The organism is Corynebacterium sp. MSK158, assembly GCF_030229085.1.
In the GTDB taxonomy this organism is placed as follows: Bacteria; Actinomycetota; Actinomycetes; order Mycobacteriales; family Mycobacteriaceae; genus Corynebacterium.
Genome location: NZ_JASPHJ010000004.1, coordinates 27,599 through 51,275, shown reverse-complemented (window position 1 = coordinate 51,275; position 23,677 = coordinate 27,599). Strand labels below are relative to the sequence as shown.

The window sequence follows — 23,677 nt, the reverse complement described above, 5'->3', positions numbered from 1 at the left end:
ATAAGGTAAGCAAGGCTATTTTCCTCCTTTATTGAAAGGCTTAACCTCATGAAGATTTTCGGCCGTCGCACCATGGGCGCAGTAGCAATGCTTTCCGCCGGAGCCTTAGCTTTAGGCGGTTGCTCGCGTGGTGAGGGCGATGAAACAGCTCAGGCGACCGACGCTGCCAGCGAGCAGCGCGTGGCTAGCCTGGGTCTAGGTGATGCCGACACGCTGCTTGCCTTGGGGATCACTCCCGTAACGGTGGCGCCGTGGGGTGCTGAGGGCGATGGCGACCCTTCGGGCGTCGGACCCTGGGCAGAGGAACTTTTGGGCGAGGCAAAGCCTGAGGTGATTTATAATACCGCAACCGGATTTACGGCGGATACCTTTGAGCAGGTCACCGCGGCTGGCCCCACCCAGATCATTGCGGTGAACCAGGCGGTGGATGCACGTACGAAGGGATCCCTGGAAGAAATCGCGCCTACCACCGTCAAGCCGAACGGCTATGAAGACTGGCAGGTGCCCTGGGAAAAGCAGGTAGAGACCATCGCGGATGCGGTGGGCAAAAAAGACGAAGGCGATAAGCTTATCGATGACACCGAAAAGGCATTCGAGGAATTCCGCCACGAGCACGCGGAATTGCAGGATAAGTCTGCGGCCATCGTCATGCCTTATGACGGCAAAATTGGTCTATACACCGAGGAGGATGGGCGTGGACAATTTATCGAGAACCTTGGCATGGAGATCCCCGATGCATTGCAGGGCGATGGAGGCAGCTTCTTCGTCGACATTGCCCCAGAAAACTACGCGAAGCTTAACCAGGTTGATTACCTCTTTGTCCTGGACTACAACGGCTCCTCCGATGTCTTGAAGAAGGATAAGACCTTCCAAGGCCTCGACATTGTCAAGGATGATCGCGTGCGCTACTTGGATACGGATACCGGCAATGCCATGAGTATGCCGAACCCGGTGACCATCCCCTGGGCAGTAGATAAATTTGAAGAGAAGCTGTAATTGTCAACAACCACGATGGACGGCCAACAAATCCAGTCGGATTCCGCAGCAGATAGTCCTACGACCACCGGCACCCACGCACCGGTAGTGGCGCGGGCACAGAGTCATAAGATGCTCCTTGTCGTCTTCATCCTCGCCAGCCTGGTGTTGGCGGTGGCGTCTTTGGCGGTGGGATCCCGCTCGATTCCGCCCGGGGAGGTTATTGCTGCCCTGCACGGGGCAGGGGAGCAGGATATCCGCGATATCGTGTGGAACCTGCGCCTGCCCCGCACCTTCTTGGCTTATTTCGCCGGCGCGGCTCTTGCTGTAGCCGGTGTGCTGGCGCAATCGTGGACCAGAAACCCGCTAGCGGATCCAGGATTTATTGGCGTTACCGCAGGCGCGTCCTTCTTCGTTGCCTTAGGCACGGCCATTGGCATTGCTACCTCCATCAGTATGCGGACCGCCCTCGCGCTCGTTGGCGCGGGTATTACTACGCTGCTGGTCTTAGCCGTATCGCGGCGGTTTGAGGATCCCCTGACGCTCATTCTGGTGGGCGCCGGCGTCTCCGCAGCTTTGGGATCGGGCGCGATGATCATCGGTCTATATTCCACGGACGTCCTCGATAGCATGCGGCGGTGGACTATCGGCTCGACCTTTGGCCGCGGCCCAGAAGATGTCGCGATCGCGGGCATAGGGCTAGTTATTGGCGTAGCGTGTGCAGCGATGGTGGCTAGACCCCTCGACCTTCTGGCAATGGGGGAGGAGTCCTCCCTCGCATTGGGCGGGTCCCCCACTACCGCGCGGGTGGGCGCGGCGCTCAGCGTCGTGGTGTTGGCCGGCAGCGCAACGGCAGCAACGGGTCCTATTGCCTTCGTCGGTTTTGCCATTCCCCACATCGTGCGGCGGGTGGTGGGCCCTAGCGTTGCCACCTTGCTTTTGCCCTCTGCGCTCTTGGGCGGTTGTGCCGTGCTTGCCGCTGATATCACCGGCCGCCTCATTGCGGGTAATTCGGAGCTGGAGATGTCGATCGTCCTCGCGGTAGTGGGCGCACCTTTCCTCATTTGGGGTGCTCACCGCGGCGTGGGCAGAGCATGGGGGCAATAAGGCATGACCGCAATCAGCACTATCTTAAAAGCTCAACAACGCCGCCGGCACGTGCGCGTGCTCGCTTCCACGCTGGCATTCATCCTCATCGCCCTTAGTGCGTACCTAGTGTTACTGGGGCAAGGTCCCATGGCATTGAGTCCGCGGCAGGTTATCGATGTCCTCACCGGAGGCGGCAGCAAGAACCACATCAGGGTGGTGTGGGACTTGCGCCTGCCGGTTGCCATCGCCACCGTTATCGTGGGCGCAGCCCTCGGCTTGGCCGGTTCTTGGACGCAAACCATGGCTCGTAACCCGCTGGCCTCCCCGGATATTTTAGGCGTTACCGGCGGGGCGTCGGTGCTGGTGGTCTTGGGCACCGTGCATTCGCGCCCCAGTTTCGCCGAGAGTATCCCGGAGTTTTGGTGGCGGGCATGCTTGGCGATGATCGGCGCCCTCCTCGTTGTCATCCTCCTCGCTGTTCTGGGGGGCATCGGTACGAGCAACCGCATCGTCATCATCGGTATTGCGTTATCGCTGATGTTTAACGCCCTAGTCGCGTATTTAATGCGCAGCGCCCAGATCCTGCGCGCTGCGGAGGCGCAGACTTGGCTCGCGGGATCGACTGGATTTGTGCACATGGAGGTCATCCTCCCCCTCCTGGTGGCATTAGCGCCGTTTCTCGCCATAGGCATCTGGTGCGCGCGGGAGCTGCCGCTGCTTGCCCATGATGATTCCTCCGCAACCACCCTGGGCGTGAACATCGCCCGCCAGCGCGCCCTCCTGCTTATTGCGGCAACCGGTATCAGCGCTGTGGTGGTCTCGGTGGTGGGGCCCATTGGGTTTATCGCGCTGTTGGCGCCGCACCTGGCGCGGATGGTGGCACGCACCCCCACGCCATCGCCGCTGGCATCGGCAGCCGCGGGTGCCGCATTGCTGACCGTGTGTGCTGTGATCGCTGGTGCTATCCCGGTAAATGCACCGGTGGGTGCGGTTTCCTCGGTCATTGGTGGCTGCGCCTTGGTGATATTGGTGTGGAATGCGGCCGGGCGCGGCTAAACGTTGTGCCGCGGCACAGCAGGGGAACGGATAAGCACGGCGCCAGATGGTGCTAGACAGTCAGACGTGGATGAAGGAAAAGAAATGAAGGATAATCGGCCTAATCAGCCAAAACAGACCACGAGCCCGAAGCCTCGGTGCAGCCTCCACGCCACCGGCATTCATGCGGGATATAAGGATGGCGAGGATATCCTTGCCGGCGTTGATCTGCACGCCCGCGCCGGCGAAGTTACCACGCTCATTGGGCCGAATGGCTGCGGCAAGTCCACGCTGCTGAAAACTCTCTCGAAAATCCTGGCCCCGCGGCAGGGCAGCGTCATGGTCGGGGAAGTTGACCTACACGCCATGTCCGCGAAGGATGCCGCGCGACAGGTGGCGCTACTGCCACAGCACCCCGTGGCCCCCGATGGGCTGCGGGTGGGTGAGTTGGTCGCGCGCGGGCGTCATCCATATCAGGGGAGGATGCGCGGCCTTTCCGCGACGGACCGGGAGATCATTGCGCAGGCCTGCGAGGCTACCGAAATTGTAGACTTCCTCGATCGTGATATCGCTTCGCTATCGGGCGGGCAGCGCCAGCGCGTTTGGCTGGCGTTGGCCCTGGCACAAGATACGCCCGTGCTGCTTCTCGATGAACCCACGACCTTCCTCGACCCTGCCCATGCCATGCGCATGCTGGAGTTGGCCCGCGCACAGGCGCAGGCGGGAAAGACAGTGGTTGTAGTCCTACACGATCTCATGCTGGCGGGCCACTATTCTGATTCCATGGTGGTGATGAAATCCGGCGATATCATCGCTCGTGGGGCACCGAAACAAGCGCTGTCACCGAAGGTATTGGCGCAGGCCTATGGCATCGAGGCTGAGGCCTGGGAGGATCCGCTTGGCGATGCCCCCATTATCGTTCCCCGCCGCGTCGTAGCGGCGCATTAGTGGAGAGCTGCCAATAGTGGCTGTGTGCTAGACGCTTTACTTGACCTTTCGTTGTACATCTAGAAAAGAAATTGCCACTACAAAAAGATTGAGCACGCTTCCCGCGCCGAGCAAAAAGGTGCCGATTCGATAGGAGCCTGTGCCTACGGCGGCCATATTGCCGTAGATATAGACCCAGATGGCCCAGCCGATGAGCAGAACGAGGCCGGCAAGACCAGAGAGCAGGCGGAGGCTACGAGGGGAGGTAGGGGCGAAGAATTTATAGGCGGCGTCGACAAGCGCGCAAGCTGCAAGCCCCAGACTCAGCCCGCCGGTCAACCAGACGGGGAGTAGAGCGGCGGTACCAAAGACTACGGGCAGGATGAAGGCGAGAAACGCGAGGAGAAAGAGCGCGGCGTGCAGCCACAGGGTGCGCTTGGTATAGGTCATAGCGATGACTCTACTTCCTCGCGCCGCGGTGGGTTGGCGCCCCTCCGGGAGACGGTGATTCCTGCAGCGGCTGCGGCGAAGGAAAGCAGCTCCTTCCACTCTGCAGCGCCCAGTTGGGCGAGCGCGGAGGAGTCGAGCCCGCGTTCATCAATCTGGGTCAGCAATGCGGCCATGATGGTATCGCCGGCGCCGATGGTATCGGAGACGGTTACTTGCGCGGCCGGCACCGTGAGGGTGGTATCGCCCGCGCGAACGCTCAAGCCCTCGCCGCCGCGGGTGACCACTACGATGGGCACCTGCGAAATGAGGTCATCGCCCAGGAATTCGACCTGTTCATCAGAAAGCTTCAACAAAGTCACGTAAGGGAGAAGCTCCGCCAAGAATTCGCGGTGTTCCGCCGTGGCGTAGAAGGGGCGGATATTCGGGTCGAGGGCAACCAGAGTTCCCTGCGCGGCAAAATCTTTGAGCAGTTGCGCATAGCGGGAGGCACCAGGTTCAAGGGCGAGGGAGACCGTGCCGAAGCACGCGATATCGGCCGGCACTAAACGTGGTTCGACCAAGCGGTCGGCCGTGCCCTCGATATAGAAGTTATAGGAGGCCGAGCCATCCTCGTGGATGGTTGTCACGGCAAGCGTGGTGGGCTCATCGCCGCGCTGCAGGTGAGAGGTGGTCACGCCCTCGGCCTCAAGGCGGCCGACAAGTTCTTGTCCAAAACCATCGGTGGAGATACGGGACTGGAATTCCACATCGGCCCCCAGTCGCGCCGCCGCGATGGCCACGTTAAATGGCCCGCCGCCCAGCGCCGGGGTGTGGTCGTTCAAGCTGCCTGGGGCCACGGGAACGAGGTCCACCAAGCCTTCGCCGCACACATGAATAGTCATATTTTCATAGTATCGGTGATATGAAGGGCGATGTGCTCGCCGAATTCGATATCGACGCCATCGAGGCCACCGAACTTCCGGTAACTACCCCGGTGGTTGTCTCCAATTCGAAGAAGACCGGCCCGTTATTCCTACCGAGGTCTTCCGCCCCGGCGAGCTCATTGGCTCCAGCACCGATATCTTCACCGTGGATCCCAAGCCCGCCGTAGTACCGGCACAGACAGCCTCGCCGGCTTCCGAATCCGCGTCTTAATGCGCATCCTTTAAAAGCCAACGGTGGGCTCTCGAGCCCATCATCTTAGGGCCATCCCATTAGATCCATAGTGATCAGGCCGATCTGAGGAAAACCACTCCTCAGATCGGCCTTTTCTACCTCAATTCAGCCTGATCAGATCGGCCTTAACTCGGATGGGCCCCTACTCTGCGTGACTGCAGTTCTAGTCAGGCATACAAAAAGCTGTGCCGGCCGGACCGTAGTCCGACCGGCACAGCCAGTCTCAGTTTCAGACCCTACTCAGTAGGGGAGTTCTTTCTTAAGCGAAGAACTTGCGGCGTGCAGCGAATGCACCAGCAGCAACCATTGCAGCTACGGCCAGAGCGGCCAGAGCCTGCGCAACGGAGTTGGAGCCGGTCTCAGCGGCCATGCCGCGAACGGAATCGGTGCCCTCGCCAGCAGCCGGTGCAGATGGTGTGGAAGGAGCGTCAGCCTGGGCTGCGTCGCCCTCGGCCAGCTTGCCGCCCTGAGCAACAACCTCATCCTTGTTGGAGTTCAGCATCTGCTCGGAAGCAGCCTTCTCCTCAGCGGTTGGCTCCTGGCCCTTACGTTCCTCGTCCCTGACGTAGGTCTTGCCGTCCTAGGACAGGTACCAGGTGACGCCGCCGAAAACTAGCGCTGCCGGAAGTGCCAACCAAGCCAGCTTCTTCTCGTCGAAGCCAGGCTTCGAATCCTCAGACGGGAATGCCTTGGCGTAAGCGTCGCGCATATCGTCGGTGATCTCTTCGTTTACCAGAGCCGGGTTATTAACGTAGACGGCCGGATCCTTCAGGCTCTGGTACCACTCGTTGGCCTCAGCGTCCTTCTTGGTAGCCGGAGCCGGGATACCCTCAGGCAGGTTGCTATCGGAATTCTCGTCCTCATTACCGGCCAGCTTGTCGTTATTCTGAGTGTCTTCGGTATTGTCGGACGGGGCCTGGTCGTTGGAAGGTGCTTCCTCGGCCTCGATTTTTTCGATCTCCGCGTCGCGAATCTTTCGGGCCTCTTCTACGGAAATTGCTCAACGCTCAACGAGGTTTCCGGCTTCGTCTCGCTGATCGTAAATATACGTAGCTCCATCGGCCTGGCGAACGTACTCTTCGCTGCCCTTAGTTACGGACGCTGGGGCGCCAATTTGAGCTTAGGCAACGGCTGCGCCGCCGAAGGCGAGCGCGCCGGCCAGTGCTGCAGCGGTCAGAGTCTGTGGCAAACGCTTCATGTGTTTCTCCTTTAGGGAATGTGTTGTTACGCGCATCCGGTGGAGGTACGCGCCAAAAGATACGAGTCGTTCTCGACGCCAATCACAATAGTCACAAGGTTCACAGTTGTCACGCGAAAAACTGCAGTTAACTGTAATTTTCATGCGTTATGACTGTGGAAAACCTAGAAAAATAGAACAGCTGTGTGGCTGAAATTGCACTAAGGGCCGGTATGATGCTGTATGTAAGTGCAGATAATGTGGTCAACTTCGTCATATATGCGTGTCGCTGCATTCGAAATCAGAGGCCAAGGGGTAGGTGGGGTGTTGGCGAAAATAATTTGGGAGGAAAGGGGGGCGTCGGCAAGTGCTAAGCGGTGTTTTGGTATGGGCGCTGGCGTGTGGTTGAATGTATAGGTTGCAAAAGCTGGTCGGCCCGTAGCGGTGCGTTTCCGAACCGCCGGTCCGAGACCCTTCGGCATAGTCCGTTGTCAAGGCTTGAGCATCGCAAGTTTGTAGACCGCGTGCGGCAAGGACGGAAATCTTACCGCACATCAATCCAGGTCAGGAGACCCATAGTGATTCAGCAAGAATCGCGTCTGCGCGTCGCCGACAACTCTGGTGCACGTGAACTGCTGTGCATCCGCGTTCTCGGCGGCTCTGTCCGACGCTCCGCTGGCATCGGCGACGTCATCGTCGCGACTGTCAAGGACGCCGTTCCAGGCGGCAACGTCAAGGAAGGCGACGTAGTAAAGGCCGTTATCGTCCGCGCTAAGAAGGAGACCCGTCGTCCGGACGGCTCCTACATTCGCTTCGACGAGAACGCTGCAGTTGTTCTCAAGGGCGATAGCGAGCCCCGTGGTACCCGTATCTTCGGACCGGTTGCTCGCGAACTTCGTGACAAGCGTTTCATGAAGATCGTTTCTCTCGCACCGGAGGTGATCTAGTCTTATGAAGATCCATAAGGGAGATATGGTGATCGTTATTTCGGGCCCAGATAAGGGCGCGAAGGGCAAGGTCATCGAGGCATACCCAAAGCGTGACAAGGTCCTCGTTGAGGGCGTTAACCGCATCAAGAAGCACGTCGCTAACTCCGCTACCGAGCGTGGCGCCGAGTCCGGCGGAATCGTTACCCAGGAAGCTCCGATCCACGTGTCCAACGTTGCGATCGTTGACTCCGAAGGCAACCCGACCCGCGTGGGCTACCGTTTCGACGAGAACGGCAAGAAGGTCCGTATCGCGCGTAGCAACGGGAAGGACATCTAAAAATGAGCGAGAACTACACCCCGCGTCTGAAGACTCGCTACCGCGAGGAAATCCGCAAGTCCCTGAATGACGAGTTCAAGTACGACAACGTCATGCAGATCCCTGGTGTCACCAAGGTTGTTGTCAACATGGGTGTTGGCGAAGCCGCACGTGACTCCAAGGTCATCAACGGCGCACTCGAGGACCTGACTGCTATTACCGGTCAGAAGCCACAGCTGCGTCGCGCTAAGAAGTCCATCGCGAACTTCAAGCTCCGTGAGGGCATGCCTATCGGTGCACGCGTTACCCTGCGCGGCGACCGTATGTGGGAGTTCTTGGACCGCCTGCTGACCATCGCGCTGCCACGTATTCGTGACTTCCGCGGCCTGTCTGATCAGCAGTTCGACGGCCACGGCAACTACACCTTCGGCCTGTCCGAGCAGTCCATGTTCTACGAGATCGACATCGACAAGATTGATCGCCCTCGTGGTATGGATATCACCGTCGTTACCACCGCTACTAACGACGACGAGGGCCGCAAGCTCCTGCGCGAGCTCGGCTTCCCGTTCAAGTAAATAGAGCGCTAAGAAATCCCAACTCCCCAGAAGGGGCGTTGGGATTTTCTAGTTTTACCGAGCATCTTGATTTCAAAGGTGCGTAGGCGCTGGTGTGTGCGGGCCTGGCTTAAGCGCTTTCGGCCTCTGTGTGCGTGGTGCCCTCATACTGCCAGCCGACGACCGCGTTGCGCACCGCTGGCTCCAGCGGATTCGCAGGTTGGATACAACTGATGGTGAGTAGGCGGCCGGGCATGGGGCCATCGCCCCAGATAGAGGTGTCGTCAGACAGGCCTTGCTTATCAGGGTCGTGAAGGTCAGTTGCGGTATAGATGAGCCAGTTCTGCCCGGAGTCTTGGGTGCGCACGTAGAGCTTGTCTCCCAGATGAACCTTGTGCTCATTGGCGGAGCCATCGTAGAGAATATTGAATACGCCTGGCACGCCCGCACCCGTATACCCGGCGATGACTACGATGTCCTGGGCCGTCGTGCCCGGCAGTGAATAAGGACGGTCTTCGGCTGTATAGGTGCAGGCCTTATTCATGGAATCCGGATTGATGGCGCCGTTAACTACGCGGCAGGAGCCGTCCTGGAAATCGGCATGGATCTCAATAGCCGGGATGAAGAGCTCGACCGCAGGTGAAGGGTCGATGGCAGGCGCCTCTTCTGCGGTGACTTCATTGGTCTCTAGTCCCTCTGGAGGGTTGACCACGCGGTTAATCGTGCTAGCGAGTAACACGGTGGCGACGATGCCGATAACCACGCGAAGGATGCCAGAGGACTTCCATACCCTTTTGATCCGCTCCCACAGGGTGGGTTTGCGGCGGTGCCGGGGAAGCGATGTGTCCTCAATGCGGCGCGGCGGGCGTCGGCGTTGTTGTTTGGCGGGTGCGCGACTAGGTCTGGCGCCATTGGCGATCCGCATCTGTGTACTGGGATCGCGTTGGAACGTGCCGGCGCCCGTTAGCGGGAAGCCGAGTCGGTTCCCTCCGTGGCCGGTAGTGGGAATCCATGCGACCTCCGAAGAGAAGTAAAGGGGTTAGGGGAAGCTTTAGCTTACAACGAAAGGGCGCGCATACCCGGAATTGGCTCGGAAACAGGTGGTCAGGATAAGATTAGAAAGATTTAATTCGCTCTAATTAATGAGGTAAAAGATGTCTCTCAATGATGCTGCCAAGGCGGCAGCTGTCAAAAAGGTCACCTTGTTGGATGAATCCTTCTCTCGCTTCGCGGTGCGCTCCACTTTGGCCGGCGTGTACCTGTGCATCGGTACCGCATTTGCTGGTGTGGTTGGCCAAGCCGTCAATGGTGTAGCACCAGGCTTGGGTGCGGTGGCCTTTGCTCTATTCTTTGGCCTCGGGCTCTTCGCCATTTTGATTCTGGGCGCGGATCTGGCCACGGGAAACATGATGTATATGGTCTATGCCGCAAGCAATAAGCAGGTCTCGTGGGGCAAAGCCTTCTACCTTTTGCTCATCACGACTCTCTTCAATCTGGTGGGCGCAGTCATCTTTGCGGCCATCATGGGTATGTCCGCAAAATTCGCTGACGTGGATCCTTCGCATCTGTTGGTCACCCTTTCTGAGGGGAAGCTGGCCAAGTCCCCGCAGGGAATGCTGGTAGAGGGAATCGCGGCGAACTTTGTGGTCAATATGGGCATCGTCGGCGCTATCTTTGCTAAGGACATTGTCTCTAAGTTCTTCGTCATCATTCCGATTATTGGCGCCTTTGTTGGCCTGGGCCTGGAGCACGTAATTGCGAACTTCTGCCTGTTTAGTCTCACCCTCTTTGGATCCGACCCGTTGCCTGCAACCCTGACTGTGGGCAATGTGGCGCTCAATTGGATCCTGGTGTGGATCGGCAATTTGATTGGCGGCGGTCTGCTGATTGGCGGCGTATACGCCTGGCTCAACCGTGGGCCGGAGGCTTACCGCGACTAGGCGAGCTCGCCGGAATACAGATTAAAGCGGTCGCCGCGAGCGAAGCCGACGAGCGCCATGCCGGTTTCGCGGGCCGTCTCTACGGCCAGGGAGGAGGCGGCGCTCACGGCAACGAGCATGCCGAACCCGGCCATTGCTGCCTTTTGGACGAGCTCGAAGCTGGCGCGCGAGCTCATCACCAAAATGAGGTCATCTGCGGGGAGTCGTTCCTCTAATAGGAGGTGGCCGATGACCTTATCCGCAGCATTGTGGCGGCCGATATCCTCGCGAATGACTACCGGTTCACCGTCTAAGGTGAAAGCACCGGCGGCGTGAATGCCGCCGGTCTTTTTAAATTGCTTCTGCTCGGCCCGCAGCTTGTCCGGCAGCTTGGCGACGACATAGGGGTCCACTGGTATATGCGGAATCGGGTAGCGGGTCTGCTTAGTCAAAGCCTCGATAGAAGAGGTGCCGCAAACGCCGCAGGCGGAAGTGGTGGTGGTCAGCCGCAGATCGCTCAGGTCCAGCACATTCTTTTTCGCCAGATCGATGTCGAGCAGGTTGTAGGTATTCATGCCGTTGACGGTGGCGCCGGCGCAGTAGCGGGCCTCGGTGACGTCGCCAGGCGAGGCAATATGGCCCTCTGAATGCAAGAACCCATGCGCCAGCTCAATGTCATGGCCGGGAGTGCGCATGGTGGTGGTGATGGTCTGGCCACCCGCGCGGATTTCCAGGGGCTCTTCGCCGGCGACGGTATCGGCGCGAGTATCGACCTGCAGGCCATCTCCCAGGCGGACCTTGGTGACGGCAAAAGTAGAGTTCTTGCGGCCGGCCATTACTGCAGCTCCTGCTTCAGGACATCGATATTGCTGCGGGCTTCCTCTACGTTGCTGGAGGCTAGACCCACGAGGAAGGCGGTAAGTGGGGCCGCGGGGCGGGAGCGATTGTGCGCGACGTCCTTGGTGAGGTCCAGGATCTCGCGGGTGAGCGCGGTTGCCTCCTTGGGATCGAGGCCGAGGTGACGGGCGGCTTCTTCGAGCCACTCGTGTGCGGATTGGATGGGGTCCTCGTGTGTTTGGCTCATCACCATCTCCTTATTTACGTTCGTGCTGGTCTCGACTCTAATGAAGGCACAAGACTATTTGGAAAACCGCAGGTTATGGCGTAGCATAGTACCTCGTGCTTGCGCCGAGGCGTTGGCGTGCCCCAATCATTGTGGATTTTGGCACGCTGAGCTGCAGAAAGCGCTGAGCCGATGCAAGAACTGAACATCAACTTTGTTGTAGGCCCCTCGCCGTAGATAGCGGACCGTTGTCTGAATCAAAGGGTGGCGAGCGCCTTACGGTATTGACCGTAGGGAGCGTGAGTAGCCCGAAATCACACGGAGAACGCTTTGGTGAGCACGGGAACCGCAACGAGAAAGGTACACGGTCACTCATATGACTATGACTGATCCTATTGCCGACATGCTGTCGCGCGTGCGCAACGCAAGTAATGCGCACCATGACACCGTGTCGATGCCTACCTCCAAGCTGAAGGCAAACATTGCCGACATCTTGAAGCAGGAAGGCTACATCGCTGACTACACCGTCGAGGGCCACACCCTGTCCCTCGAGCTGAAGTACAACAACCGCGAGCGCTCCCTGTCTGGCCTGCGTCGCGTGTCTAAGCCGGGTCTGCGTGTGTACGCAAAGTCCACCGAACTGCCACAGGTCTTGGGCGGCCTGGGCGTGGCTATCATTTCCACGTCCCACGGCGTGCTGACTGACCGTCAGGCTGAGGAGAAGGGCGTAGGCGGAGAAGTTCTCGCCTACGTCTGGTAAAGGGAGGTTTGACACATGTCTCGAGTCGGTCTAGCACCAATCGCCGTACCGAACGGCGTCGAAATCAAGATCAACGGCCAAGACGTTGAGGTTAAGGGCCCAAAGGGCACCCAGAGCGTTAACGTTCCAGAACCTATCGCCATCAACCTGGAAGACGGCGTACTGTCCGTCTCCCGCCCTGATGACCACCGCAAGCACCGTGCTCTGCACGGTCTGTCCCGCTCCCTGCTGAACAACGCCGTTGTTGGCGTGACCGAGGGCTACACCATCAAGATGGAAATCTTCGGTGTCGGCTACCGTGTCCAGCAGAAGGGTAAGGACCTGGAATTCAGCCTGGGCTACTCCCACCCGATCCTCATCGAGGCTCCGGAGGGGATTACCTTCGCAGTGGACGGCGCAACCAAGCTGTCCATTACCGGTATTGACAAGCAACTAGTCGGACAGATCGCCGCAAATATCCGTCGTCTGCGTAAGGACGATCCTTACAAGGGCAAGGGTATTCGCTACGAGGGCGAGCAGATCCGTCGCAAGGTCGGAAAGACGGGTAAGTAAGCAATGGCAAACACTGAAAACACCAAGCGCACTCCAGTCGGCAAGGACATTTCCTCTCGTCGTCGCGAAGCACGCGCACGCCGTCACTTCCGTATCCGTAAGACCCTGCGTGGCACCCCTGAGGCACCGCGTCTGGTTCTTCACCGCTCCTCCCGTCACATGCACGTGCAGGTCATTGATGACCTGGCAGGCCACACCCTGGTCTCCGCATCCTCCATGGAGGCGGACGTTCGTGCACTCGAGGGCGATAAGAAGGCCAAGGCTGCCAAGGTAGGCGAGCTGGTTGCCGAGCGCGCTAAGGCCGCTGGCATCGAGCACGTCGTATTTGACCGCGCAGGCTACAAGTACCACGGCCGCGTCGCTGCGCTGGCTGACGCCGCACGTGAAGGTGGTCTGAAGTTCTAATGATCATCGTCAACGGAAACATCAACGGAAGGAACGCCTAATGTCGGACCGTGAACAGCGTGACGGCGGACGCTCCGCCGAGAACAACAAGAACAACCGCGGTGGCAACGGCCGCCGCAACGATCGTCGTAACCAGCAGGACAACGAGCGCGATAAGTACATCGAGCGCGTTGTGACCATCAACCGCGTCTCCAAGACCGTTAAGGGTGGCCGCAACATGTCCTTCACCGCCCTCGTCGTCGTTGGTGACGGCCAGGGTCAGGTTGGCGTTGGCTACGGCAAGGCCAAGGAAGTCCCGGCCGCAATCCAGAAGGGTGCTGAAGAGGCTCGCAAGAACTTCTTCCGCGTTCCGATGATTGCCGGCACCATCACCCACCCGGTTGAGGGTCGCGACGCAGCTGGCATCGTCATGATGAAGCCTGCCGCACCTGGTACCGGTGTTATCGCTGGTGGTGCTGCTCGTCCAGTGCTCGAATGCGCTGGCGTGCAGGACATCCTGTCGAAGTCCCTGGGCTCCGACAATGCACTCAACGTCGTCCGCGCTACCGTGGACGGCCTCAAGCAGCTGGTCCGCCCTGAAGAGGTTGCCGCACGTCGTGGCAAGTCCATCGAAGAGGTCACCCCGGCCCGTATGCTGCGCAAGCGCGCAGGTCAGGAGGCATAAGCAATGGCTCTGAAGATTACACAGGTAAAGGGCCTGGTGGGCACCAAGCCGAACCACCGCAAGAACATTGAGGCTCTCGGCCTCAAGCGCATCGGTCATTCCGTAGTTAAGCAGGACACCCCGATTGTTCGCGGTATGGTTCACAAGGTTCGCCACCTGGTCACCGTCGAAGAAGTGGCAGGGGAGTAAACCATGGCTGATATCATCAAGCTGCACGACCTGCGCCCAACCGCAGGAGCAAACAAGCCTAAGACCCGCGTCGGCCGCGGTGAGGCATCCAAGGGTAAGACCGCTGGTCGCGGTACCAAGGGCACCGGTGCTCGTAAGCAGGTTTCCGCTGCTTTCGAGGGTGGCCAGATGCCGATCCACATGCGTCTGCCTAAGTTGAAGGGCTTCAAGAACCCGAACCATGTTGAGTACCAGGTAGTTAACGTAGCTGACCTGGCTGAGAAGTTCGCAGATGGCGGCGACATCACCGTTGCTGACATCGCAGCTGCTGGCCTGGTCCGCGCTAACAAGCCGGTCAAGGTTCTGGGCAACGGCGACATCAACGTTAAGTTGAACGTCACTGCTGACAAGTTCTCCAAGTCTGCTGTTGAGAAGATCGAGGCTGCTGGCGGTTCCGCCAACACCAAGTAATCTCCTCTAGGTAGATTTCATCCCCCCTCTCCGCACACGCGGGGCAGGGGGATTTTTAGTGCTTTATGACGGACGCACCGGGGTTGGTTCGAATAGTTGGGCGGGGCGAATGCCAGCACTCGGCAGTGAACATTGTTGACAGCAAACTTTTATAAATAAATAAGGTTGGTGGTATAGCGATATATATTCACGAGTGTTACAGTCATCCTTAGTTGAAAATCATCTAACGTTAAGGAGGCTCTTATGTCGTCTGTTTCTTCCCTGCTCGCAACCGCAATTGCTGCCATCATGCCATTTGCCGGCTCTACCGGCCCGGTCGATGCCCAAGAACAGCTCTCCCAGCCGGATCCTGCTGAGACCGCCCAGACCGCACCGGTTGAGGCTGGTGAGCAGCCTGCGCAGGACCAGCAGCCGGGTGTGCACGCTGAGAAGGGCCGCATCACCGGCGATAAGGAAGATGTCATCAACGGTGACGCAGAGGATGCCGAAGAGGTCGATCCAGGGTTCAACGGTGGCAACCTGCAGAGCGGTAAGCTGGCCGTGCAGCGCGAGCTCGCCTTGGCTACTCAGGAGGCCGGCCACGAGTTCATGAACATCGAGTTTAAGGATGACCACTCTGCTCACCTGACCTTCCCGGAGACCTACAACCCGGAGAAGGATGAGGCAGCTGTGCAGCGCGTCATGGACGCCCTGAAGATCAACGGCTACGACAACATCACCGCTGCCTACTAAAGCGCGAATGACCCGAGACTTTGGGACGAAAAGGAGGGTGGAACGCTCGGGGAGGGCGTTCCACCCTTTTTGCTTTTCCCACCAGAGTAGCCGCGGGGGAGGAAAGGCCTAGGCCTCGTCTACGGTCTTCTCGTACAGGCCGGGGAAGCGGTCATCCGGATCGGTCACCGCTTTAATGGAGGCAGGAAGACTGCCGCCGTAGAGCTCTTCGAACTTCTCCCGGGAATAGAAGGCCTCTGAGTAGAGGGACTTGTGCCCGCCCAGCTCGTTGACCTTGGCTTCGATAACGCGGTTGAACGCGCCATTATTCGGCGCGGACGGATCGACGTGGTCGCCGTCCACGCCGGACCAGAAGCCGACGTTGACCCAGGTTTGTCCGGGGCGCAGCGGGTAAAGCGGCCATGGATCGGCGGAGTCAGCGGCAATGTCGCCGGTGCCGACGAGCTCGTCCACGCCATCGCGCAGACGGATGGGGCACAGCCACACCGGTTGAATATCGGAGGCATTAAAGAACCAATGGAGGAATTCCGGCAGGTTTTCTGGGGTGACCTCGATATCCTGCACCACGCGCTCTGCGCGTGGCTTACCGTGGGGCTTTTTGATGAAGTTATATTCCAGCTCGTATTTGCGGTCGAGTCGGACCAGCTTCCAATAGAAGGAGCTGCGGCGAAGCTCGCGCGGCCACACCTTGCGCACTTTCGGGTTCTGCGCACCAAAAGCACGCGAGCACCAGAACCAATCGGTATCCCAGCGCCAGATATAGTCGCGGATGGTGAGGCGATCGCGGCGGATGCCAGAGGCGTGCTGAATGCTGCGGTAGTAAATCTTGTCCCGTGTGTAATCGGAGGTTGGTCCCTCCTCATCAGTAAAGCGGGCAAAGACAAGGTACGCCTCGTCCTCGGAGAAGACTACGCCGTCGAGGCCGTGGACGGGCTCGCCGCGGTGGGTGTGGGAAGAGGCGACGTCGGCAAGCGCGCGGCTCGCTTCCTCCACGGTGTGGAAACGCTCTTCGCGCAGCTCTACATAGGCGGGCACGGGTTCCAGCTCAATCTTGAGGCGCACCGCGTAGCCCAGCGAGCCATAGGAGTTGGGGAACAGGCGGAAGAGATCGACGTTGTCTTCGCGGGAGCAGGTGAGAATCTCGCCGGTGCCGGTAAGGACATCCATCTCCAGCACGGACTCGTGTGGGAGACCGTTGCGGAAGCTGGTGGATTCCACGCCCATGCCAGTAACCGCACCGCCCAAAGTAATGGTCTTAAGCTGCGGTACGACGAAGGGCATGAGGCCATGGGGCAGGGTGGCATCGACTAAGTCCTCATAGGTGCACATGCCTTGCACATCGGCCGTGCGGGCAACTGGGTCGACCTCAATGACGCCGCTAAGGCCGGATACGTCGAGGCCTTCCTGCTCCTCGCTGCGGCTACGGAAGAGATTGGAGGTCTTCTTAGCTAGGCGCACGCGCTTTCCGGCCGGGACAGCACGGAAGCTCGCCAGCAGCTTATCGACGCCCTCCTGGTGCGCCGTCCACCCCACCGGCTCAATGGGCATGGCATCCACCGGCCGCGGCTGGGCGGCGGCGAGGCGTTCACGCAGGTTATCAATGAGAGTCATGACACCCCTCCTTAAAAGCGGCTATCTTCCCACCAGCGGCGCTCGGGAACGCCGGCGCGGGAACCGGCCTCGCCCAGCTTGACGCCGAGGAAGTGATACAGGTTGATGATATTGCGCTCAAAGCCCCACTCAGATCCGGCCATATAAATGCCGTAGAGGCGGGCGGTGGGCAGGCCCACGGTTGCGCAGGCCTCGTCCCAATTGTCCTTCAGGTTCTCGCACCAATCGTGCAGCGTGCGCATGTAATCAAAGCGCAGAGACTCGGTGTGAATGACTTCAAAGCCATTGTCCTGCATGGCCTTGGTGACATTGCCAGAGCCAGTGAGCTCGCCGTCCGGGAAGATATAGCGGTCAATGAAGCCGCCCTTGGGGGTCTTGTGATTATCCGGGTAAGTGATGTTGTGGTTGAGCATCAGGCCGCCGACCTTCAATTTGCCGTGGAGGAACTTGAAGAAGTCGTTGTAGTTCTTTACACCAATGTGCTCGATAATGCCGATGGCGGAGATGGCATCGAAGCCCTCTTCGGTGATATCGCGGTAGTCCATGAAGCGGACCTCCGCCAAGTCTTGGAGGCCTTCCTCCTCAATCTTGCGCTGGCCCCACTCGGCCTGTTCCTTGGAGAGGGTGACGCCGATGGACTTCACGCCGCGGCGTGCTGCGTAGCGCACCATACCGCCCCAGCCGCAGCCTACGTCCAAATGGCGGTCGCCCTCCTTGAGACGGAGTTTGTCAAAGATGAGGCGATACTTATTCTCCTGGGCTTCCTCCAGGGTGGCGTCCGGTGAGGGGTAGTAGGCGCAGGTGTAGGTCATCGAATCGCCCAAGAAGAGCTCGTAGAAATCATTGCCAACGTCATAGTGATCAGAAATGACATCGGCATCGCGCTGTTTCGAGTGCTTGGACAGGCCGTCGTGCAGTTTGCGGCGCAGCCACGAAGCGCGCTCCACCTCGGGGACCGGCTGGATTTGGAAGGCGCCCATGGATGCTAGGGAACGAACAACGCGCGCCAGGGTCTTGGCGTCCGGCTTCTGGAATCTGTCATACATGGCATGCAGCGCGTCAAAAATTCCATAGGGGTGTGCCGGGTGATCGCCATGCACCGTGATGCCGTCCGTGACATAGGCGCGCGCAAAACCCACATCGCCGGGATGGGTAGCAATAAAGGAGAGGCCCTCAAGGCTATTAATCGTCACCTTGTACTGGGCGTCTTCTGGTCCGGTCGCGGACCCATCGAAGGCCTCCCAGCGGAAAGGGTTGGGGCTAGGGACAAATACGTCGATGATCTCAGCAACGGTCATCGGCGTGAATTTCTTGCTCATGAGTACTTCTTTCGAAACATTAGGTTCACACCAATAACGGCCTCGAAGCGCAAGGCTGTGAGGTCGGAGACTGTTTAAGGGAATTGCGCGGGGGCAATACCCTTCATGGTAAACCCCGGATGCAAAACGCGCGAAAGATCAAGCAATCATGGTCACACTATTGGGTCTTAATGTGGCTATGCGGGGCAAGGCTGGTAGGGTAATGGGGTCATAAGTGTTCAACCGTTCCTGAAGGAAGCCTGAATTTCCCCTAAGCTTTCCGGCTCAGGGGGTGTGGTTTCCTAGGGGCAGATGAGTTTCCACCTCCGTGTATGAACGCGAAACCCTCCCTAGATTTCGCGTTCGGCAGCGGTAGGCCAGGAGGATTTTGTAGTGTCCGCCATTGTCCAGGCTTTCAAGGATGCCGACCTACGTAAGAAGATCATCTTCACCATCGTGATGATCATCGCGTACCGCGTCGGTGCACAGATCCCGTCCCCGGGTGTTGACTATGCGTCAATTGCTGGCCGTTTGCGCCAGTTGACCGAGCAGTCCGGAGACCTTTACTCCGTCATCAACCTCTTCTCGGGTGGTGCGCTGCTGCAGCTGTCGATCTTCGCTATCGGCATCATGCCGTACATTACAGCGTCCATTATTGTGCAGCTGCTGACCGTGGTCATTCCTCGCTTTGAGGAATTGAAGAAGGAAGGCCAGTCCGGTCAGGCCAAGATGACCCAGTACACCCGCTACCTGACCCTCGCGCTGGCGTTGCTGCAATCCTCCGGCATCGTCGCGCTGGCAGACCGTGAGCAGCTGCTGGGCCAGGGCGTACCGGTCTTGGCAGATGACCGAAACTTCTTCACCCTCATTGTCTTGGTCATTACCATGACCTCCGGCGCTGTACTGGTGATGTGGATGGGTGAGCTCATCACCGAAAAGGGCATCGGTAACGGCATGTCCCTGCTCATCTTCGCTGGTATCGCAACCCGCCTGCCCACCGATGGTGTAAGCATCCTGCAGAACAATGGCGGCCTCGTCTTCGCCATGGTTGTAGCCGGCTTGGTCGTCCTAGTTGTTGGCATTACCTTCATCGAGCAGGGCCAGCGCCGCATTCCGGTGCAGTACGCAAAGCGCATGGTCGGCCGCCGCCAGTACGGTGGTTCCTCTACCTACCTGCCGCTGAAGGTCAACCAGGCCGGCGTTATCCCGGTCATCTTCGCTTCCTCCCTTATCTATATGCCGGTCCTCATTACCCAGATTGTGAACTCTGGCTCCCCCGGCACCCCGGATAACTGGTGGCAGCGCAATGTCATCGCGCACCTGCAGGCACCTTCCTCCTGGCAGTACATCGTGCTGTACTTCGTCCTGACCATCTTCTTCGCTTACTTCTATGTATCGGTTCAGTACGATCCGGCAGAGCAGGCGGATAATATGAAGAAGTACGGCGGCTTTATCCCGGGTATTCGCCCGGGCCGTCCGACCGCGGAGTACCTTGGTTATGTGATGAACCGTCTGCTGTGCGTGGGCGCCCTGTACCTGGCACTTATCGCCATCCTGCCGAATATCCTCTTGGACCTCGGCGTAGGCAGCTCCTCCGCCAGCGGCACCTCCGCCTTTGGTGGTACGGCCATCCTGATTATGGTCTCCGTCGCCTTGACCACGGTCAAGCAGATCGAGTCCCAGCTACTGCAATCCAACTACGAAGGACTACTTAAGTAATGCGTCTTGTACTTCTAGGACCTCCCGGTGCCGGCAAGGGCACCCAGGCAGCTATCCTCAGCGAGAAGCTGAACGTTCCGCACATCTCCACCGGCGACCTGTTCCGCGCCAACATTGGCGAAGGCACTCCGCTGGGTGTAGAGGCAAAGTCCTACATCGATGCAGGCAAGCTGGTACCTACCGACGTCACCGCCCGTATGGTCGAGGACCGCCTTAATCAGGATGACGCCAAGAATGGCTTCCTGCTGGATGGCTTCCCACGTACCACCGAGCAAGCAGACATCTTGGAGGAGCTGCTTGCTAAGAAGGGCGAGAAGCTCGACGGAGTTCTCAACTTCGAGGTCTCTGAGGATGTTGTTGTTGAGCGCATGATGGCCCGTGGCCGCGCCGACGATAATGAGGAGACTATCCGCACCCGCCTCGGTGTCTACCGCGAGGAAACCTTCCCGCTTATCGAGCACTACGGCGATGCCATCATCTCCATCAAGGCCGAAGGTGCCGTGGAGGAAATCAACGCCCGTGCGATGGAAGCACTGGGTAAGTAAGTATGGCTTTTCGACGTCGCAGTAAGCGCATCCCCGCCCGCACTCCGGGTGAGCTAGACGCCATGCAGGCCGCCGGCGAGATTGTTGGCAAGGCCCTGCAGGAAGTCCGCGCTGCTGCGGCGTCTGGCGTATCTACCCTCGAGTTGGACGCGGTGGCTGAGCAGACCATTCGCGATGCCGGCGCCTATCCCACCTTCAAGGGGTACGAAGGATTTCCGGGCTCCATCTGTGCTTCCGTTAATGACGTCATCGTGCACGGCATTCCGGATAAGGAAACCGTCCTCGCAGATGGCGACTTGGTGTCCATCGATTGCGGTGCCACGCTCGATGGCTGGGTAGGCGATAGCGCTTGGTCCTTTGCAGTAGGCGAGCTCGATGCAGGCGTCGCAGCCCTCAATAAGGCCACCGAGTATGTCCTCATGGAAGGCATGCAGGCTATGGTTCCGGGCAATCTGCTTACCGACGTCTCCCATGCCCTAGAGCAAGCCACCCGCCGAGCCGAGCAGAAGTTCGGCGTGGATCTATTCATCGTGGATGGCTACGGCGGTCACGGTATCGGGCGTACCATGCACGAGGAGCCTTACCTGGCCAACGAGGGCCGCCCGGGCCGCGGCCCGCTGATCCAAGAAGGTTCCGTCCTAGCTATTGAACCCATGCTAACTTTGGGCACAGAGGATTCTGCCGTGCTAGAGGATGACTGGACGGTCGTTACCCTCGATGGCTCCTTTGCCGCTCACTGGGAGCATACGGTGGCCGCTACCGCCGATGGGCCCCGTATTCTTACCCGCCGCTACTGACATTTATTCCCCGATATGCCTGTTGCACTAGGCATATGCCCCTGAAAGGTTTATACTCACAGCCATGTCTAAATTTAGCTTCCGCAAGATCCGTGCCACGGTTGCAGCGCCCGCAGTTGCTGGCGTGATGGCCTTGAGCACCACCATTGCGGCTCCTGCCGCTACCGCCCAGGAGATGCCGAACCTGGATCAGCTCAGCTCCAAGGCAAACTCCGACCTCGCTCAGTTCTCTTCCCAGTCCGGCCTGGATCAGCTCACCGCTGAGGCAAAGAAGCAGCTGGATAACTTCCATGGCCAGAGCCGCGAGCAGGCCTGGAATACTCGCAACCAGATCCTGGACCAGGCAGAGAAGTTCTCCCCGGAACTGGCACCTAGCGTCCAGACCGCTGTGGACGGCGCCGTAGAATTCCTCTTCCCGGGCTTGATTGCACAGAAGAATGAGGAAGCACGCAAGGCCCGCGAGGCAGCTGCTCGCGCCAACGCTGAGCGCGTCGCTGCGGAGAAGGCTCGCTCTGAGGCTGCCGCACGCAAGGCGGAAGCACAGCGCCGCGCCAACCAATTCGACCGTGGCCCGTGCCCGGCCGATGCGAAGGTTTGTGTCGACCTGAATGGTCGACGCACCTGGCTGCAGGATGGCGGCAAGGTGTCCTACGTGTCCCCGGCAATGTCCGCCGGCATGCGCGGTCAGGAAACCCCACGTGGCACTTTCCACGTGACCCGCAAGGTAGAGCATGAGATTTCCCGCGAGTTCAATAACGCGCCGATGCCGTACTCCATCTACTTCACCAATAACGGTCACGCCTTCCACCTGGATGACCCGGCCGTTGATTCCAATGGCTGCGTTCACCTGCCACCAGACGCTGCCAAGCGCTACTGGGATAATGTACAGGTTGGCGATAAGGTCTTTATCTACTAAGGCCCGCGCTCTAAGCGAAAACCTCATCCCCCGAACTAATCTTCCGAAGAGGAAAATCAGTTCGGGGGATTTTTCCGGCTGAGGGGGAGGGCAGGAGAGCTAGCGGGGCGTCGGAAAGCGCAGCGGTTTGGAAAACGTGTCGCTGCAGCGTATGCTGTTAAGTCGGTGTATAGCGTCAGCGAGGCTGGCGCGGATACGCCACCGCAGTAGACAACAAACATGCAGGTGACGGCACACTTGGCCGTCGCCAGAAAAGTAGAGGTTATGGCTAAGGAAGGCGCAATCGAGGTAGAAGGCCGCATTATCGAGCCTTTGCCCAACGCAATGTTCCGTGTCGAGCTCGACAATGGACACAAGGTTCTTGCACACATTTCTGGCAAGATGCGTCAGCACTACATTCGCATCCTCCCAGAGGACCGCGTGGTTGTAGAGCTGTCTCCTTATGACCTGACCCGCGGACGCATCGTCTACCGCTACAAGTAAAGACTGTAAGCCTCCTCACCCAAGGGTGAACCCACAGGTTCACTCTGTCCACCTCAGGCTACGGTGGCCTGAGCCCGCACTGGTAAGCAACCCAAGGATTCCCGGCACGGTCCGGGCGAAGCGTTGCATGGAGCGGGACGGATGGGGAGAAAACCGCCGTAACAACCCGAAAGGACACGCCATATGGCACGTCTAGCTGGTGTTGACCTCCCCCGCAATAAGCGCATGGAGGTCGCTCTCACCTACATCTACGGCATCGGTCCAACCCGTGCCAAGGAACTGCTAGAAAAGACTGGCATTTCTCCTGACCTGCGCACTGACAACCTGGATGATGACCAGCTGTCGGCGCTCCGTGACGCAATTGAGGCTACCTGGAAGGTTGAGGGTGACCTCCGCCGTCAGGTTCAGGCTGATATCCGCCGCAAGATTGAAATCGGAAGCTACAAGGGTCTGCGCCACCGCCGTGGCCTGCCTGTACGTGGCCAGCGCACCAAGACCAATGCGCGCACTCGTAAGGGCCCGAAGAAGACGATCGCAGGAAAGAAGAAGTAATTCATGCCTCCAAAGACTCGTTCCGGCGCGCGCCGTTCCGGCCGTCGCGTCGTAAAGAAGAATGTGGCCCTCGGCCACGCATACATCAAGTCCACCTTCAATAACACCATCGTCTCGATCACCGATCAGACCGGTGCTGTTATCTCTTGGGCATCCTCCGGCCACGTTGGCTTCAAGGGTTCCCGTAAGTCCACTCCGTTCGCCGCTCAGATGGCAGCCGAGAATGCTGCACGCAAGGCAATGGATCACGGCATGAAGAAGGTTGACGTATTCGTCAAGGGTCCGGGCTCCGGCCGCGAGACCGCCATCCGTTCCCTGCAGGCTGCAGGCCTCGAGGTTTCCTCGATCACGGATGCAACCCCACAGCCGCACAACGGCTGCCGTCCGACCAAGCGTCGCAAGGTTTAAGGGAAAG

30 protein-coding genes and 1 pseudogene are annotated in these 23,677 nt (G+C 59.0%); 23 read left to right on the top strand and 8 right to left on the bottom strand.

What is annotated here, in order from left to right:
• Positions 1-48: 48 nt before the first annotated feature.
• The 4 genes from QP915_RS04535 (at position 49) to QP915_RS04520 (ending at position 4,047) form a co-directional block, all read left to right on the top strand.
• Positions 49-996: an ABC transporter substrate-binding protein gene (locus tag QP915_RS04535; protein WP_284768275.1), complete on the top strand. Its 948-nt coding sequence runs from the start codon at positions 49-51 to the stop codon at positions 994-996.
• A complete protein-coding gene (locus QP915_RS04530; RefSeq protein WP_284768274.1) occupies positions 997-2,082 on the top strand; it encodes a FecCD family ABC transporter permease in 1,086 nt (361 codons plus the stop codon).
• 3 nt (positions 2,083-2,085) lie between these two features.
• Positions 2,086-3,120 (top strand): FecCD family ABC transporter permease, encoded by a 1,035-nt coding sequence (locus tag QP915_RS04525; RefSeq protein WP_284768273.1) that lies wholly within the window; start codon positions 2,086-2,088, stop codon positions 3,118-3,120.
• An 84-nt stretch (positions 3,121-3,204) separates the two neighbouring features.
• Positions 3,205-4,047, top strand: coding sequence for an ABC transporter ATP-binding protein (locus QP915_RS04520; RefSeq protein ID WP_284768408.1), 843 nt, complete (start codon positions 3,205-3,207; stop codon positions 4,045-4,047).
• Between the two features lie 36 nt (positions 4,048-4,083).
• Here QP915_RS04520 and QP915_RS04515 read toward each other — a convergent pair whose 3' ends face one another.
• Positions 4,084-4,476 (bottom strand): multidrug transporter, encoded by a 393-nt coding sequence (locus QP915_RS04515; protein ID WP_284768272.1) that lies wholly within the window; start codon positions 4,474-4,476, stop codon positions 4,084-4,086.
• Positions 4,473-5,357 (bottom strand): carbohydrate kinase family protein, encoded by an 885-nt coding sequence (locus QP915_RS04510; RefSeq protein WP_284768271.1) that lies wholly within the window; start codon positions 5,355-5,357, stop codon positions 4,473-4,475. Before QP915_RS04510 ends, QP915_RS04515 begins: the two co-directional genes overlap by 4 nt.
• Before the next feature lie 20 nt (positions 5,358-5,377).
• Between QP915_RS04510 and QP915_RS04505 the strand changes: the two genes are divergently transcribed.
• Positions 5,378-5,566, top strand: a complete 189-nt coding sequence (locus QP915_RS04505; protein WP_284768270.1) for a hypothetical protein — start codon at positions 5,378-5,380, stop codon at positions 5,564-5,566.
• Positions 5,567-5,890: 324 nt separating this feature from the next.
• On the opposite strand, the pseudogene QP915_RS04500 reads toward QP915_RS04505, so the two are convergent.
• A pseudogene (locus QP915_RS04500) lies at positions 5,891-6,829 on the bottom strand (hypothetical protein).
• A 557-nt stretch (positions 6,830-7,386) separates the two neighbouring features.
• On the opposite strand from QP915_RS04500, the gene rplN reads away from it, so the two are divergent.
• Genes rplN through rplE form a run of 3 tightly spaced genes read left to right on the top strand, consistent with a single transcriptional unit; the run spans position 7,387 to position 8,628 of the window.
• Positions 7,387-7,755, top strand: coding sequence for a 50S ribosomal protein L14 (gene rplN / locus QP915_RS04495; protein WP_005322812.1), 369 nt, complete (start codon positions 7,387-7,389; stop codon positions 7,753-7,755).
• A gap of 4 nt (positions 7,756-7,759) precedes the next feature.
• Positions 7,760-8,074 carry a 50S ribosomal protein L24 gene (gene rplX, locus QP915_RS04490; RefSeq protein WP_005322810.1) on the top strand — a complete coding sequence of 105 codons (315 nt, stop codon included), beginning with the start codon at positions 7,760-7,762 and terminating at the stop codon, positions 8,072-8,074.
• 2 nt (positions 8,075-8,076) lie between these two features.
• The gene (rplE, locus tag QP915_RS04485) at positions 8,077-8,628 is read left to right on the top strand and encodes a 50S ribosomal protein L5 (RefSeq protein ID WP_005322808.1); all 552 of its coding nucleotides are present in this window, start codon (positions 8,077-8,079) and stop codon (positions 8,626-8,628) included.
• Between the two features lie 109 nt (positions 8,629-8,737).
• Here rplE and QP915_RS04480 read toward each other — a convergent pair whose 3' ends face one another.
• Positions 8,738-9,532, bottom strand: coding sequence for a hypothetical protein (locus QP915_RS04480; protein WP_284768267.1), 795 nt, complete (start codon positions 9,530-9,532; stop codon positions 8,738-8,740).
• A 229-nt stretch (positions 9,533-9,761) separates the two neighbouring features.
• Between QP915_RS04480 and QP915_RS04475 the strand changes: the two genes are divergently transcribed.
• Positions 9,762-10,547 carry a formate/nitrite transporter family protein gene (locus QP915_RS04475; RefSeq protein ID WP_284768265.1) on the top strand — a complete coding sequence of 262 codons (786 nt, stop codon included), beginning with the start codon at positions 9,762-9,764 and terminating at the stop codon, positions 10,545-10,547.
• Here the strand turns inward: QP915_RS04475 and fdhD are convergent.
• Both fdhD and QP915_RS04465 read right to left on the bottom strand, forming a co-directional pair.
• Positions 10,544-11,362: a formate dehydrogenase accessory sulfurtransferase FdhD gene (fdhD, locus tag QP915_RS04470; protein ID WP_284768264.1), complete on the bottom strand. Its 819-nt coding sequence runs from the start codon at positions 11,360-11,362 to the stop codon at positions 10,544-10,546. The genes QP915_RS04475 and fdhD overlap by 4 nt on opposite strands.
• Positions 11,362-11,610, bottom strand: coding sequence for a DUF6457 domain-containing protein (locus tag QP915_RS04465; protein ID WP_284768263.1), 249 nt, complete (start codon positions 11,608-11,610; stop codon positions 11,362-11,364). Before QP915_RS04465 ends, fdhD begins: the two co-directional genes overlap by 1 nt.
• Positions 11,611-11,965: 355 nt before the next feature.
• Between QP915_RS04465 and rpsH the strand changes: the two genes are divergently transcribed.
• The 7 genes from rpsH (at position 11,966) to QP915_RS04430 (ending at position 15,341) form a co-directional block, all read left to right on the top strand.
• Positions 11,966-12,349: a 30S ribosomal protein S8 gene (gene rpsH / locus QP915_RS04460; protein ID WP_005322799.1), complete on the top strand. Its 384-nt coding sequence runs from the start codon at positions 11,966-11,968 to the stop codon at positions 12,347-12,349.
• Positions 12,350-12,364: 15 nt separating this feature from the next.
• On the top strand, positions 12,365-12,901 hold the full coding sequence (gene rplF / locus QP915_RS04455) for a 50S ribosomal protein L6 (RefSeq protein ID WP_005322792.1): 537 nt from the start codon (positions 12,365-12,367) through the stop codon (positions 12,899-12,901).
• A 3-nt stretch (positions 12,902-12,904) separates the two neighbouring features.
• Positions 12,905-13,306 carry a 50S ribosomal protein L18 gene (gene rplR / locus QP915_RS04450; protein WP_005322788.1) on the top strand — a complete coding sequence of 134 codons (402 nt, stop codon included), beginning with the start codon at positions 12,905-12,907 and terminating at the stop codon, positions 13,304-13,306.
• Between the two features lie 40 nt (positions 13,307-13,346).
• On the top strand, positions 13,347-13,970 hold the full coding sequence (gene rpsE / locus QP915_RS04445; protein WP_005322780.1) for a 30S ribosomal protein S5: 624 nt from the start codon (positions 13,347-13,349) through the stop codon (positions 13,968-13,970).
• A 3-nt stretch (positions 13,971-13,973) separates the two neighbouring features.
• Complete coding sequence (gene rpmD, locus QP915_RS04440; protein WP_239278110.1) at positions 13,974-14,159, top strand: 50S ribosomal protein L30; 186 nt, start codon at positions 13,974-13,976, stop codon at positions 14,157-14,159.
• Between the two features lie 3 nt (positions 14,160-14,162).
• A complete protein-coding gene (gene rplO, locus QP915_RS04435; protein ID WP_005322777.1) occupies positions 14,163-14,609 on the top strand; it encodes a 50S ribosomal protein L15 in 447 nt (148 codons plus the stop codon).
• A gap of 243 nt (positions 14,610-14,852) precedes the next feature.
• Entirely contained in the window at positions 14,853-15,341 is a 489-nt protein-coding gene (locus tag QP915_RS04430) for a hypothetical protein (RefSeq protein WP_284768262.1), read from the top strand.
• A 108-nt stretch (positions 15,342-15,449) separates the two neighbouring features.
• Here the strand turns inward: QP915_RS04430 and QP915_RS04425 are convergent, their stop codons facing one another.
• Both QP915_RS04425 and QP915_RS04420 read right to left on the bottom strand, forming a co-directional pair.
• Positions 15,450-16,952: an FAD-binding oxidoreductase gene (locus QP915_RS04425; RefSeq protein WP_284768261.1), complete on the bottom strand. Its 1,503-nt coding sequence runs from the start codon at positions 16,950-16,952 to the stop codon at positions 15,450-15,452.
• A gap of 11 nt (positions 16,953-16,963) precedes the next feature.
• On the bottom strand, positions 16,964-18,271 hold the full coding sequence (locus tag QP915_RS04420; protein WP_284768259.1) for a class I SAM-dependent methyltransferase: 1,308 nt from the start codon (positions 18,269-18,271) through the stop codon (positions 16,964-16,966).
• 372 nt (positions 18,272-18,643) lie between these two features.
• Here QP915_RS04420 and secY point away from each other — a divergent pair, with 372 nt between their 5' ends.
• The 7 genes from secY to rpsK all read left to right on the top strand — a co-directional run bounded on the left by secY (position 18,644) and on the right by rpsK (position 23,670).
• The gene (gene secY / locus QP915_RS04415; protein ID WP_284768257.1) at positions 18,644-19,969 is read left to right on the top strand and encodes a preprotein translocase subunit SecY; all 1,326 of its coding nucleotides are present in this window, start codon (positions 18,644-18,646) and stop codon (positions 19,967-19,969) included.
• Entirely contained in the window at positions 19,969-20,514 is a 546-nt protein-coding gene (locus QP915_RS04410) for an adenylate kinase (RefSeq protein WP_239278104.1), read from the top strand. The genes secY and QP915_RS04410 overlap by 1 nt, the downstream gene beginning before the upstream one ends.
• 2 nt (positions 20,515-20,516) lie before the next feature.
• Complete coding sequence (gene map / locus QP915_RS04405) at positions 20,517-21,311, top strand: type I methionyl aminopeptidase (protein WP_284768255.1); 795 nt, start codon at positions 20,517-20,519, stop codon at positions 21,309-21,311.
• 64 nt (positions 21,312-21,375) lie between these two features.
• Positions 21,376-22,227: a L,D-transpeptidase gene (locus QP915_RS04400; RefSeq protein ID WP_284768252.1), complete on the top strand. Its 852-nt coding sequence runs from the start codon at positions 21,376-21,378 to the stop codon at positions 22,225-22,227.
• Positions 22,228-22,491: 264 nt separating this feature from the next.
• Positions 22,492-22,710 carry a translation initiation factor IF-1 gene (gene infA, locus QP915_RS04395; RefSeq protein WP_004566852.1) on the top strand — a complete coding sequence of 73 codons (219 nt, stop codon included), beginning with the start codon at positions 22,492-22,494 and terminating at the stop codon, positions 22,708-22,710.
• A 183-nt stretch (positions 22,711-22,893) separates the two neighbouring features.
• Positions 22,894-23,262, top strand: coding sequence for a 30S ribosomal protein S13 (rpsM, locus tag QP915_RS04390; protein ID WP_005322765.1), 369 nt, complete (start codon positions 22,894-22,896; stop codon positions 23,260-23,262).
• 3 nt (positions 23,263-23,265) lie between these two features.
• Positions 23,266-23,670 carry a 30S ribosomal protein S11 gene (rpsK, locus tag QP915_RS04385; protein WP_005322764.1) on the top strand — a complete coding sequence of 135 codons (405 nt, stop codon included), beginning with the start codon at positions 23,266-23,268 and terminating at the stop codon, positions 23,668-23,670.
• Positions 23,671-23,677: the final 7 nt, after the last annotated feature.